Raw genomic sequence first — 12,711 nt, 5'->3', positions numbered from 1 at the left:
TTCCCTTCTAGACGGTGCTGACCGTGGCGAGGACGGCGTCGACGTCGGCGAGGTCGCGGACGACGAAGTCGGCGTGGGCGCGGGCCGCCTCGGTGTGCGGCAGCCGGCGATCGACGAGCACGGTGGTCAAGCCGCTTTCGCGGGCTCCGCGCAGTTCGTCGTGCTGGCCGTCGCCGACGAACGCGCAGTGCGAAGCGGCGATGCCGAGCCGGTCGATCGCGCGCCGGTACATCTCCGGGTGTGGCTTCAGGCGTCCGACGCGGTGGGAGAACACGGTGACGTCGAACCATTCGCGCAGGCCGAGCCGGTCGAACAGCCACTCGGCGTGGTCGGAGGCGTTCGTCACCAGCGCCAGTGACGTGCCTCCCGTGCGGAGCCGGTCGAGCAGCGGTACCGCCTGCGGGTCGACCTGCATGCTCGCCACGAAGGCGGCGAAGTGGCGTTCGACGGCGGCGCCAGCCGCGTCCGGTGACACCCGGACCCCGGTGGTCTTGGCGGACAGCACGATGCGCGCCACGATGCCCGGAACGATCGACGCCATGGTTTCGTCGTGGAGCTCGTCGTAGGCGGGCTTCCACCGAGCGAGGTCCAGGCCGAGGTCGGCGGCCACCCGCCCGAAGAACGGGTTGCCCGGTTTCTTGTGGACCAGGGTCGAGAACAGGTCGAAGCAGATCCCGTCGATTTCAGCCATGAACGCTCTCCTCTGTCCGATCAGGACGAACGCGCGCCGCGACCATCGGCTGGTAGTGGCCGCTCTCGTCCGGGAAGTACCAGCGGATGTCGCCGAAGCCGGTCGCGGCCAGCGCGGCGTCGAACTCGGCGCGCCGCAGCACGCGGTAGTCGGTGGTCCGGACGGTCGTGTCCCAGCCCGGCCGGCCGCGGTTCTTGAGGGTGAGGATGTGGATGGTGGTCAAGGTCCGCCGGTCCTCGGCCCAGTCCCAGGCCTGGGTGATGACGCTGCGGTCGTCGCCCTTGCCGAACAGCTCCGGCATCAGCCCTGGTGCCTCGTCCCGGAGGACCTCGTCGTAGTCGCGGATGGTGGCGACGAAAACGCCCGACGGGCGCAGGCACCGGCGGACGGCCGTCAGCGCCTGCCGCAGGTCTTCGTCGGTGAGCAGGTGCGTGAGGGAGTTCGCGCCCGAGATCGCGGCGTCGAACGTCCCGCCCACGTGCTCGTCGACGTGGCGGACGTCGCCGGTCACGAACCGCGCGTCGAGCTCGCGGGCCGCGGCCTCCCGGCCGGCCCGTTCGACGGCGCGGCCGCTGAGGTCGGAACCCGTGACCCGGTAGCCCCGGCCGGCGAGAGGCAGTGCTTGCGTCCCGATGCCGCAGGTGCAGTCGAGAACCTCGGCGGGAGGCTCGATCCCCGCTCCGGCGAGCGCCGTCGCGATGGGTTCGGTGTAGCGCACGGCGAAGCTCCACCAGTCCTCGTACATCCGGTGGTAGGTGTCGGCGAGGTCGTCGTAGAACTCCGGGTCGTAAAAGGGCATGACCGGTCCGGCTTTCCTTTCCGGGGACGGGAAACGGTTCAGGCGAACTGGAGCGGCCGGTCCACCGGCCGGCCGAGCGGGCGGCGCCGCTGCTCGCGCAGGACGCTCTGGCTGATCCAGTTCAAGCCCAGCCGCTCGGCGACCGCCTGGGTGCCGGTTTCGACCCGGGCACCGTTGATCGCCAGCTCATGAAGCAGTATTTCGGCCAGCTCGGTGTTCCCCGCCAGGCGGACTTCGCCGTCGCCGTCCACCGCGTAGGGGCTGTCTTCCATGCCGAACCGCAGGATGTCCACGTCGCTGTCCGGTTGACACGCGTAGGTGGCCAGCCTGCGCAGCGCGCAAGCCCGTTGGCCGGCGCGAGGGCCGACGTCGAGCGGTGCAAAGTGACCGGCGGCCTGCTGGGGCAGGACCGCCGCGCCCACTGTGACCGTCACGTGGCGTTTCTGGGCGCCGGGTTCGGCGAGGTCGTGTTCGAGGCTCTTCGCGGCGGCCACGACTCGTTTGAACTCCACGTAGCTGTCCGGGAACGGCAGCCGCGGGGAGAACCCGAAGAGGATGGTCACGTTGAGCTGGCCGCTGCTTCCCAGGCGCAGCAAAGGGTGTTCCACGGCGTACCGCGACATGGCGTGGCTGCGCGGGAACTGCACCCACTCCACCTCGTGGAACAGGCCCAGCCGGCACCGCGCCTCGATCGCGCTCCGGTAGACCTCGAACTGGATGGCCGGCGAAGTCCGGCCGTAGTCGGCGCCCTTGCTCGTCGAATAGGTGTCGAGATCGGACGACGTCAGCTGATCCGACGGCCGGTAAGCGAGGACCGCCTCGGCGAACCGCGCACTGTCGACCGCGCCGGCCGGCCCATCACCGAACTGACGCTCCAGTTCGCACATCAGCTGGAGTTCGACCGCGGATTGAATGGTGACGAAGTGCGCTCCGCCGAGGTGCAGCGGAAGCCCGCACTGGCTGACGCGTTCCCATTCCCCGAAGCGGGCGATGCTTTCCCGCACCTCGGCACCGTTGCGGCTCGCGCCGAAACTGATCAGGAGGTCGGGGCAGCGGCGCTGGAGCTCGCGGCTGATCTCCCGGTAGACCTCGTTGCTGGTGGTCTGCTCGTGCGTCCTCCGATTCCTCGCGTGGTAGTGATAGTACCGGCATCCCATGCCGTGCAACGCTTCCGCTTCGGCGAGCAACGCCGAGGGCGACGTCTTGATCGTGCCGCCGCTGCAGATTTCGTCCAGGAGAGCGTCCCCGGTGAGCCGGTGGTTGGCCGGCGTGAACTTGGCGCCGGTCGACGCGCAGCCCAGAACCAGGGACTTCCCATCCGTGGTGGATTCCACTATTCGCCCCCAAGCGTCCGGCGAATACCCGGACGCCGCTAGTAATGGTCAAATGGCGATGAGGAAACCCTACGACGGATCCGAACGGGCGTGCGACTGCACGTGCGGCAGTTTGTCAGGTCAACCGCGTCCGGGACCGGACATCCCGGTGCCCGCACCGGTGGCGGGCCGGGACATCAGGTCGCGTATGCGCTGGATCCGCAGGGCCAGTTGCAGGTCGACCGCTCGCTCCGGCTTCTGCCAGTCGTCGCCGAGCAGCTCCGCCACGCGCTCGAGGCGCCGGGCCACCGTGTTCGGGTGGACGTAGAGCCGGTCGGCGGCATAGGTGGGGCTGCCTCCGGCGTCGAAGTACGCGGTGATCGTCTCGAGCAGGTGGGTGTGGCGCTCGGCGTCGTAGCGCACCACCGGCCCGATCGTCCGCCGGACGAAATCGCCGACGTCCGGCGTGTCGGAGAGCAGGAGACCGACGAAACCGAGCTGGCCGGTCGAGGCGGCGTTGCCCGCGCCGCCGAGCGCGGTGATCGCATCGAGGCACCGGCTCGCTTGCCGGTACTCGGACAGGATCGAGCCGGGTTCCGACGCGGGCCCGGCCGCACCGACGGTCACCGGCGTGTCGAGCAGGGCGGTCAGCTCGTCGCGGACCACGCGTGCGGTCGCGCTCGCGTCGGTGCCGGGGACCACCAGCACCGCCGCGCCGTCGCGCATGCTCCGCAGGCCACCCGCGCGATGGGTGAACGACGACGCCCAGATCAGCATCCGGCCGTGCGACTTCTCCTCCGGCCGGGCGATCACCACGAGGTAGGGCTCGCGCAGGTTCATCCCGAGCCGCCGTGCGCGACGGTCGAGCTGACCCGGTGGGATGGGCGAGCCGCCCAGTACCTCGTCGAGCAGTTCGTCCCGATCCGGGCCGCCGGTGGCGCCGGTCCGCCGCTGCACCAGGAACGCCACCGCGGCCGCCTGGGCGAACATGCGCAGGCGTTCCCGGTCGATCTCCTCGGTGCCACCCGGCCGGGCGACGATGGTGCCGACGCCTTCGTTCCCCGCGACGACCGGAATCGTCACCCGGGCGTCGGCCAGCCACACGGGCGCCCGGTCGGTGTGCGCGGCCACCGCCCCGGCCGCGACGGCTTTCTCGACCTCGGGCAGCCGCTCACCCGACGCCGACAGGACGGCACCGTCGGGCCCGCAGATCACGACATCCCCGTGAATCCTCCGCGCCACCTGCTTGGCGACGCCGTCCAGGTCCGGCTCGGCGAGCACTTCGTCGAGCAGTTCGGCGTGCTCCTCGTTCAGCTGACGGGCTCGGCGGAGCCCGTTTTCCAGCGCGGTGAGCCGATCATTCAATTCCACCGCCGTCGCGGTGATGTTTTCGAGATTTCGGACATTCTCTCCGGCAATTCCGGTGAGATCACCCAGCGAGTTCAGCACACTCCGTTCCGGGGGCGTGTGCTGAATCCGGCGATCCCCGGTCGCGTCCCGATCACCCTCGTTTCGGTCGGCAGACATCAGTGTGCCGTTCCCCCAAATCCCGTGCCCGGCCGAGCCTGCGCGACGGCTCCGGCGCTTGAGCCCACCCCGCTCGCGCTCCCCGGCGTTCCATGCTACACCGGGAATAATGGCCCATTCGGGTGGCAGATCTGGTCGGTTCGGTGGTATCGGGCTATTTCCGGCCGGCCGAACGAAATCAACGGGCGGGGCAGGGAAGCGCGACGTCCGCGCCGAGCGAACGGATCGCGTGGGCGATCGAAACGAGCGTGGCGTGGCGGTGCCAGCCCGCGAAGGACCGGCCGGCGTAGTCGCGGATGCCGACCGGCGCGGCGATGGCCGAGACGTCGCGGTCGACGCGCTCGACGAGACGCGACAGGTACAGGAGGTCGGCGGTCGGGGCGGCGATCCGGTCGGTCAGCCACACCTGCACCAGCCGGCCGGTGGGCTCCGAGATCCCGAACAGCAGCAAGTCGTCCCCGTGGACCGGCGGTCGCACCCGCACCCTCGTGGTGACGAGCCGGCTCCGGGCCGGAACGCCGCGGCCCAGGTGCGCGGCGGAAGCGAGGATGTCGCGCGCGGAGATCGGCTCGGGGCTGTGTGCGGTCATCGCGGCGTCCGTGACGACGAACGGCAGGTCCTCACCGACCCGGGCCAGCAAGGGCCGGCCGAGGGCGCGCAGCCGCCGGATCGTGGCGCCGGCGTCCGCTTGCCAGGCGTCGAGGACGACGGGCAGGTCCGGCAAGGACCACTGCTTCGCGACGGCGGTGAAAGCGCTGACCGTGCAGCCGGAGAGCGTTTCCACGCAGGTGCTCTCCGGGATGCTCGCCCGGGCTCGGCGGCCGCTGTCCTCCACCCAGGCTTTCGGCAGGTGGAGCCGCCAGTTGACCGGCGCGGTGAAGCCGTCCGAAGCCGCCCAGACACCGGCCGCGTGCTGACCCGCCAGCACCTGCCCGGCCGTCGGCTCGAACCGGCGGCCCACCCCGACGGAGTGCCGGCCGCTCTTCGGGATCGTGACCGGCCGCAGTACCCAGGCTCGCGGGGTGGCGCGCCGCAGCACGTGCTCGGCGAGGGCGTGGCGGACCGGCTCCCAGTTCCAGGTGGAGTCACTGATGAAGTGGTGGATGTTCTGCTCGGTGGCGTCGCCGCCGAGCTCGGCCGCGATGTTCCGCATCGTCTTGCGACCGGGTGTGCGCAGCAGCCCGTGGACGTATCGAGTGCCTTTCGCGCGCTGATCGGTTCTCGGCAACGACCGCAGCAGCTCCACGCACAGCTCGTCGACGGCGGCCTCATCCCACGCCGGTCTGTCGTTCGTTCTCCGTTCGATGTGCTGACTGGCCCGCATCTCCACCCTCGTCTCCCGGCTCCCCATTCCCGTCACCCCACCGTCGTGGAGTGGAGGATGAGGAGCCAGGTGGGGCCGGGACCGAAGTGGGGAACCGGCAGGTGGAGACGCCACCATGAGTGAAATTCGCGTTCGGCCGATCACGCGGTGTGGGCCACCACCGAGTGTGGCCCGGCCACCGGTCAGGCATGCCGAAACTTCGGCGGCCGCTTCTCGGGTGAACGCCGCCATGTCCGCGGCTACCCGGAGGTCCGGGCGACCCTGGCCAACCTGGTGGCGGCCACCGGGCAGCTGAGGGCGCGGGCGTGACCAGCGTTTCGCCGCGGCGGGCGGGCGCGGCGGGAGCCCGCCGCGGTACCCGCGCCGCGCGCCGGCCGCCCGCGCACGGTCCGGCAGCGCTTGGCTGCGGGAACGCCGGTGCTCTCGCTCGAGTTCATGCCGCCCCGGCCCACCGACGACGCGGGCCGGATCTGGCAGAACGTCCGCAAGCTGGAGTCGCTGCACCCCGGTTTCGTATCGGTCACCTCCGGCGCCGGCGGCTCGACCCGGGACAACACCATCTCCGTCGCGGCGCGGATCGCCCGGGAGACCACGATGCTGCCGGTCGTCCACCTCACCGCGGTCGATCACTCGGTCCGTGAGCTGCGGTCGTTCGTCGGTGCGCTCGCCGACGCGGGGGTCGTCAACGTCCTCGCGCTGCGCGGCGATCCACCCGGCGACATCGACGGTGATTGGGCCCGCCACCCGGAAGGGGCTCGAGTACGCGAGCGAGCTGGTGACGTTGCTGCGCGAGCACGGCGACTTCTGCGTAGGCGTGGCCGCGTTCCCCTTCGGCCACCCGCGTTCGGGTTCGGTGGCCGAGGACACCGAGCATTTCGTGGCGAAGTGCCCAGCGGGCGCGGACTACGCGATCACGCAGATGGTCTTCGACGCGGACGATTACCTCCGGCTGCGGGACCGAGCCGTGGCGGCGGGCTGCGACACGCCGATCATCCTCGCGCTGATGCCGGTGACGACGATGAAGACCATCGCCCGCTCGGAGCAGCTGTCCGGCGCGCCGTTCCCGCCGCACCTGGCGGAGCGGTTCGCCGCGGTCGCCGACGATCCCGCGGCGGTGCGGGCGTTGGGCATCGAGGCCGAGTGTGCCCGTGATGCGCTGCTCGCCGCGCCGGCCGATCGTCCACATCAGACAGGACCCGATGAGCCTCATCCGATCGCCCTTGCCCGGCCAGGCGCCGCGTAACGCTGTGACCAGACCGGACGTCGGTCCGCTCAAGGTGATGGGCGTCCTCGACGCCACCCCTGATTCGTGCTGGCCGGGCAGCCGGTTCGAACACCTCCAGGAAGCGGCCGATGCGTTCCTCTGGGGCAGAGACGGCGTCGAGCTCCGTCCACACGCGCGGGCCGGCTTCGGGCTTCTGCCTGTTGAAAGCGTCCTTCGCGACAGCGAAGTTCGCGGGCCCCGCGCGCAGTAGTTCGGGCTCCAGGGTGGGGTCCGCGACGAACACTTCGAGCCGATCCTTCGCCCCGAGCCTCGCGGCCAGGTCCATAAGATTGGTCCGCCGGTCGTACGTCAGCCCTGGATCTTTGTCGGTGATCATCGTGACGATTGTCGTACCGACGAATCGCGCCCACCTCGCCCATTCAAGGTTCGCCTGCCTGACTTCGGCTGCTGGCGCCTTCGCCGCGCGGAACAGCGGCGAAGCGGCGGGACGAGGCAGGACCCTTCGGGCGAATACCGGCAGAAGCAGGGACTCGGCGACACCCTCGACCAGGACGACCCGGGGGCCGAACAGCATGGCGCTGCGCGTCGCGTCGAGGTAGCGCTTCAGCCTTCCGGCGCCGTCGGCGAGGTCGAGGTCGGCCAGAGCGATCGCTTTGGACTCGTAACGACTCTCGGCGGTCACCGGCTCATCGCTCTGGCCCGAACCCACGGGAATGGCTTCGGCTTGCGTGGCCAGCTGAAGCCGGTGACGTTTGAGGACCACGAGGTCTTCGATCTCCGCCGAGGCGGCGATCAACGGTCAGTGAGTTGTCACGATGACCTGGATGCGGCCCTCGTAGTCCGCGGAGGCCGGTGTGCTGGCCGATGGGGAAGCTGGAAGGTCGGTGGCGGCGTCGCGGCCTGCAACGGCCCGTGGACCGATCATGATCCCGCCAAGGCGGCGGACGGTGTCGGATGCTTTTCAGCCCTTGGCCAGACCCTCGAGCAGCGCCGCCGAGAACTCCTTCGGCTTCTCGATGTGCGGGCTGTGCCCGGTGTCGGCGATGACCACCTCGCGGTAGTCGCCGCCCGCCGCGGCGTAGCGGTCGAGGACGGCTCTGGTCTGGGTGACCATCGGCTGCGCGGGATGGGTGGCCTCGCCCGGCCAGCCGGGCACCGCGCCGAGCCGGCCGAGGTGGGCGAGGTCGAACATGGAGGTGTCGGACACGATCTGGTCGTCCGCTCCCCGGACCCAGAGGATCGGGGGCTTGCGCTCGATCGCGTCGAGGTCGTCGAGGCGGAAATGGCCGGGCGCCATGGTGTTGAGCACGCCACGGGTGCCCGGCGCGACGCCCGGCCACGCGTCGGTCGTGGTGAAGTCGCCGGGGTAGTGGTCGTCGCCGACCCGGGTGGTGAGCATCGACTCGACGAGGTCGTCGAGGCGGGCGGGGTGGAACGGCGGTTTGACGTAGAAGGCCAGCAGCACCTGTCGCGGGGAGAACGGCGACTCGTCCGAGGTGTCACCGTCCTCGAGCCGGGCGACGAAGTCCGGGTTGCCGCCACCGCCACCCGAGCCGGCGCCCGCCGCGTCGACCAGCTCGCCGTCCGCGCCCTTGGTGCCGCCGAAGCCGTAGGGCGAGACCGGGTTGACCAGCGTCACGGTGCGCGCGAGCGCGGGGTGCTCGCGCAGCAGCTGCAGCACCACGCCGCCGCCCATGCTCCAGCCGACCAGGTGCGCGGCGTCGATGCTCAGCGCGGCCAGCGTGGCGGCCACGTCGTCGGCGTAGTCGCGCACGCCCCGCGTCGCGTCGACCGGCAACGGGTCGGTGCCGCCGAATCCGCGCAGGTCCACCGCGATCGGGCGGTACCGCTCCGGCAGGTCGAGCATCGGCTCCTGCCAGAAGGCCGAGGACGAGACGTTGCCGTGGACGAACACGACCGGTTCGCCGTGCTCCCGGCCGGCCACCTCCAGCACGTGTGTGGTCAGCCGCTTGGTCGGCACCTTCGCCGAAGTGATTCCGTCGAGGAGTGTGGTCACTGTCGTCCCTTTCACGCCAGCCAGCTCGTCACCTGGGACATCGACGCCGACGCCCAGCCCAGCTGCAAGTGGTTCACCGAACCGACCAGCGCGGTCGCGGCGAGGTGGCCGATGCCCGTGCTGTCCAATGCGCTGGCCACGAACACGATGCCGTCGCTCGGGCCCCGGTTCTCGTTGAACACGCCGACGATGCTCGGCGAGCCGCCGGCCAGCAGGTACACCGAGACGCTTGCCGGGATTCCGGCGGACTGGATGGCGGAGATCATCGACCCGGCGTTGATCGCGGCCTGGATGCCCGTCCCGTCGGTGTAGAAACCCTGGCCGCCGTAGTAGGTCGTGTACCAGTCCTGCTGCGAGCCGTCCACGCCGAACGCGCTGTCGAAGCGGGCCAGCATCTGCCGCTGCCCGGGGTAGGTGTCCCAGCCGGCGGTGGGGGTGATCGACAGTTCCGGGTGGTAGGTGTACGCGCCGTAGCAGGTCATCCTGGTGTGCGGGCTCGGCGCGTTGATGTTGACGCCGCACTCCGGCCAGATCGACAGGTCGTGCGCGTAACCGTGCGCGAACGGGTAGTCGTAGCCACCGTTCGGGCCGCCGAGGGTGATCAGCTTGCGCACGTCGCCGGCGTAGGCCCGGCCCCACGGGGGCTTCACCGAGGACACGTACATCCGGGTGGACAGCTCACCCTTGCTCCAGCCGACCAGATCGACCTGGCCCACACCCAGCCGCGACTTGATCAGCGCGACCGCGTCACCGACCTGCTGTGCCTGCTGGCGGTTCTCGCCCTGCTTGTGCGCGAAGCCGATGGCGAACACCCGGTACCCGCGCGAGCTGAGGTACTGCATCAGCCCGGTCGAAGGGCACGTCGCCGAGCCGCACCCGAAGCCGCCGGACTCGTTCGGATTGGCCCAGGCCCGGTCGGGATTGTCGTTGGCGCCGTGCACCAGCAGCACCGGCGTGGCCTTCGCGCCGGTCGACCAGCCGGGTGCGGAGTAGAGCAGGAACCGCGACGAGGACGGCTGCGCCACCCCGCCGAAGAAGGTCAGCCGCTGGCCGTCCTGGTTGCCCCGTCCGTCCGGCGGGTACTGCTCGTCGGCGAAGCCCGCTGTGGTGTCGCGGTACCGCTCCACCTTGTCCCACCCGTTGGCGACGGTGCCGAACGTCGCCTCCTTGGTCAGGTAGGCGGGATCGGCGGCGGCAACCGGCAAGGCCGGCGCGGCGACCTCCACACCGGCGACGATGGCCGCAGCGACCACCAGGCTGAGCAGGCGCACGACGGGCTCCTCACGACATCGGGAGAACTCAGCAACTATCGGCCACCGGGCGAGCCGGGGCAATGTGCGCCGGCCACGTCCCGCACGCCTCGGACATGGTCGCGGTCACCACATCGAGGGGTGCGGTCACGGGTCGTCGAAGCTGCTCGGTCCGGGGCACCTCGGGAGAGGGCGTCCGATGAGGACGCTGCCGAACCCACGGCGCCGGTAAGCCTGATCAACCCGAACCGGGTCCGATGTGCAGCCCGGCGGCTTCCTGGTGCGGACATGGGCCCGCCGGCGTGCGCGGCGCTCCGACCCGAGCCGAGAACGCCGCCGCGCCGGACTTGTCGGGCAGGTTGGCGCTCCAGCTGAACCGCCGCCAGCGGTCAGGACCGGAAGCCGGCTCCGGGCTCGACGGCCGCGAATCAGGCGTCGCGGTTTTTCGCCACGGTGATCGCGACTGCGAGCAGGCCGAAAGCGACCGCGGCGAAGTAGGCCAGCGCCCAGCCCTGATCCAGCGGCGCGGTGGACAACGACACCGGCCCCGCTCCATGGGCGCGCGCATTCGACCCTCCGGTGCCGGTGAGGAACTTCCGGGCCACGTTGAGCGGCAGCCACTGGTGGATGTTCTCACCCACACCGGGGACGATCCGGACCAGTTTTTCGGCGGCGAACGCGTAAACCAGCAGCAACGCGATCGTCCCGGCGCCGTGGCGGAGCAAGGTGGCCACCGCGACCGCGATGACGGCGGCCAGTGCGTACAGAACGCCGACACCGCTCACGGTGATCCAGTCCGCGCCGCTGTCCAGTGCGAGATCGGCCCGGGGTTGCAGCAACGTGGCCGCGAACCACGAGCCGAACGCGCTGACCTCGCCGATGGCCAGGGCGAGCAGGGCCACCACCGCGGTCTTGGCGAGCAGTGCCGGGGTGCGCCGCGGTACCGCCTGGAAGGTCGTACGCATCGTGCCGAAGCGGTATTCGGTGGTCACCGACAACGCGGCCAGCACCATGATCACGGCCACGCCGAAGTCGTAGCCGTACTGGGTCGAGGCCACGGTGGCGGTGAACTCGGCGTCTTCCCGGGTGCCGGCGATGAGGGCCGCGAAGCCGACGCTCACGACCGTGGCGGCCAGCGCACACCACCAGGGCGAACGCGTGGAGCGCAACTTGATGCGCTCGACGGCGAGCAGGGTCATGGGTTTCCTTGTCCGCAGAAGACTTCGTCGACGAGTTCGTGGTAGCCCTGCAGCGGTATCTGCCGGGTCGCGGTGGTCAAGGACAGCTGCAGGCGGGTTTTGCCATCAGGGGTGGTGGCCAGCAGGGTGTCGTAGCCGGGCACGTCGCCGGTGTGGCCCCACACCCGCAAGCCGCAGGGGAGCACGTTGGTGCTCAGGCCCAGGCCGTAGGCGCCGACCGGGGACACCGTGGTCATGTCGGTGAGCTGTGCGGGTGCGAGCAGCCGGCCGCCGAACAGGGCTTCGGTGAAGGTGTCCAGGTCGGCGGTGGTGGAGATGATTTCGCCGGCGGCCCAGCCGACGGACGGGTTCATCGCGGTGACGTCGACGAGTGCGCCGTCGCGGGGTGCGTAGCCGTGGGCGTGCGGGCCGGGGATGGTGGTGCGGTCGCCGGGCAGGGTGGTGTCGTGGAGGCCGAGCGGGCGGAGGACCCGGTCCCGGACGGCAGTCGCCCAGTGCCGGCCGGTGAGGTGTTCGACCAGCAGCCCGGCGACGATGTAGTCGGTGTTGGAGTACCTCGACGCGGTGCCGGGCGGGAAGTTCAGGGGATGAGCGGTGGCCATGGCCACCAGGTCGCGGGGGTCCCAGTGCCGCTGGAGCTCGGCCGGGTCGCCGGTGAGGTCGTCGGAGTAGTCGCGGAGGCCGCTGCTGTGCTGCAGCAGCATGCGGACGGTGATCCGGTCGCCGTCGGGCAGCAGGCCGGGCAGGTGCCGGGACACGGGGTCGTCGAGGGTGAGCCGTCGCTCGCCGGCGAGCTGGAGGATGACGGTGGCGGTGAAGGTCTTGGTGACGCTGGCGATCCGGAACCGCCCGTTCACGGGAACGCCCTCCGGCGACCCCAGCTGGGCGACGCCGCTGCGTGCGGTGAACTCCCGGCCGCCGGCGGCGATCCTGACCTGGGCGCCCGCGGCTCCCGTCGTGGTCATCAGATCCAGTGCCCGGACGATCCGGTGCCGGTCGGGACCGCCGCCCGCGACTGCGGTCCCGGTCATGGTGAGCGACAGACCTGTGATGCCGGCGAGAGCCAGCGCGCTGAACCTGATTCCTGGCTGTCTCAAGTGATTCGTCCTCGGGTCGGTGTGGCAACCAGTGTCTTGGCGGGACCCGGCCCGGGACATCCGGGATGATCCCTACCGGACCTCCCGGAGCCGGTCGGCTCCGGCACCGTCGGCACCGGCAGGTTCCACTTCACCGGGTCGGCGTGACAGATCCAGAGCGCGTAGCAGACCGCCGAGTTCGCCACCGACCCTCCGGCCCGGGGAGGGGCGAGCTGCTTGATGACGTCCAGCTCGGGTCGCCATGGGGGAAGACAGCGACAGAGCACTGA

10 protein-coding genes and 1 pseudogene are annotated in these 12,711 nt (G+C 70.6%); 2 read left to right on the top strand and 9 right to left on the bottom strand.

Features of this window, described 5'->3' with window-relative positions; all coding sequences use genetic code 11:
• Positions 1 to 7: 7 nt before the first annotated feature.
• The 5 genes from ACZ7OU_RS34830 to ACZ7OU_RS34810 form a co-directional block, all read right to left on the bottom strand.
• A complete protein-coding gene (locus ACZ7OU_RS34830) occupies positions 8 to 691 on the bottom strand; it encodes an HAD family hydrolase (protein WP_470258463.1) in 684 nt (227 codons plus the stop codon).
• Positions 684 to 1,490, bottom strand: a complete 807-nt coding sequence (locus ACZ7OU_RS34825) for a class I SAM-dependent DNA methyltransferase (RefSeq protein WP_470242519.1) — start codon at positions 1,488 to 1,490, stop codon at positions 684 to 686. Before ACZ7OU_RS34825 ends, ACZ7OU_RS34830 begins: the two co-directional genes overlap by 8 nt.
• Before the next feature lie 38 nt (positions 1,491 to 1,528).
• Complete coding sequence (locus tag ACZ7OU_RS34820; protein ID WP_470258462.1) at positions 1,529 to 2,824, bottom strand: 3-keto-5-aminohexanoate cleavage protein; 1,296 nt, start codon at positions 2,822 to 2,824, stop codon at positions 1,529 to 1,531.
• Positions 2,825 to 2,944: 120 nt separating this feature from the next.
• Complete coding sequence (locus tag ACZ7OU_RS34815; protein ID WP_470258461.1) at positions 2,945 to 4,174, bottom strand: PucR family transcriptional regulator; 1,230 nt, start codon at positions 4,172 to 4,174, stop codon at positions 2,945 to 2,947.
• A gap of 334 nt (positions 4,175 to 4,508) precedes the next feature.
• The gene (locus ACZ7OU_RS34810) at positions 4,509 to 5,654 is read right to left on the bottom strand and encodes an IS701 family transposase (protein WP_470259028.1); all 1,146 of its coding nucleotides are present in this window, start codon (positions 5,652 to 5,654) and stop codon (positions 4,509 to 4,511) included.
• A gap of 435 nt (positions 5,655 to 6,089) precedes the next feature.
• Between ACZ7OU_RS34810 and ACZ7OU_RS34805 the strand changes: the two are divergent.
• Positions 6,090 to 6,350: pseudogene (locus tag ACZ7OU_RS34805) on the top strand (methylenetetrahydrofolate reductase); the annotation flags it as partial.
• Between the two features lie 31 nt (positions 6,351 to 6,381).
• Positions 6,382 to 6,897, top strand: a complete 516-nt coding sequence (locus ACZ7OU_RS34800) for a methylenetetrahydrofolate reductase (RefSeq protein WP_470258460.1) — start codon at positions 6,382 to 6,384, stop codon at positions 6,895 to 6,897.
• A gap of 943 nt (positions 6,898 to 7,840) precedes the next feature.
• Here the strand turns inward: ACZ7OU_RS34800 and ACZ7OU_RS34795 are convergent.
• From ACZ7OU_RS34795 to ACZ7OU_RS34780, 4 genes are all read right to left on the bottom strand, one after another.
• Positions 7,841 to 8,896, bottom strand: coding sequence for an alpha/beta fold hydrolase (locus ACZ7OU_RS34795; protein ID WP_470258459.1), 1,056 nt, complete (start codon positions 8,894 to 8,896; stop codon positions 7,841 to 7,843).
• A gap of 11 nt (positions 8,897 to 8,907) precedes the next feature.
• Positions 8,908 to 10,167, bottom strand: a complete 1,260-nt coding sequence (locus ACZ7OU_RS34790) for an esterase/lipase family protein (protein ID WP_470258458.1) — start codon at positions 10,165 to 10,167, stop codon at positions 8,908 to 8,910.
• A 407-nt stretch (positions 10,168 to 10,574) separates the two neighbouring features.
• The gene (locus ACZ7OU_RS34785) at positions 10,575 to 11,345 is read right to left on the bottom strand and encodes an ABC transporter permease (protein WP_470244678.1); all 771 of its coding nucleotides are present in this window, start codon (positions 11,343 to 11,345) and stop codon (positions 10,575 to 10,577) included.
• Positions 11,342 to 12,442 (bottom strand): serine hydrolase domain-containing protein, encoded by a 1,101-nt coding sequence (locus tag ACZ7OU_RS34780; protein ID WP_470244677.1) that lies wholly within the window; start codon positions 12,440 to 12,442, stop codon positions 11,342 to 11,344. Before ACZ7OU_RS34780 ends, ACZ7OU_RS34785 begins: the two co-directional genes overlap by 4 nt.
• Between the last annotated feature and the right edge of the window lie 269 nt (positions 12,443 to 12,711).

This window comes from Amycolatopsis sp. NPDC114505, from assembly GCF_055633615.1.
This window is presented reverse-complemented; position numbering and strand designations above follow the sequence as displayed.

Excerpts from the sequence above, each read along its gene's own strand:
- ACZ7OU_RS34830 (WP_470258463.1), bottom strand. The coding sequence starts at position 691 with ATGGCTGAAATCGACGGGATCTGCTTCGACCTGTTCTCGACCCTGGTC.
- ACZ7OU_RS34810 (WP_470259028.1), bottom strand. The coding sequence starts at position 5,654 with ATGCGGGCCAGTCAGCACATCGAACGGAGAACGAACGACAGACCGGCG.
- ACZ7OU_RS34785 (WP_470244678.1), bottom strand. The coding sequence starts at position 11,345 with ATGACCCTGCTCGCCGTCGAGCGCATCAAGTTGCGCTCCACGCGTTCG.
- ACZ7OU_RS34825 (WP_470242519.1), bottom strand. The coding sequence starts at position 1,490 with ATGCCCTTTTACGACCCGGAGTTCTACGACGACCTCGCCGACACCTAC.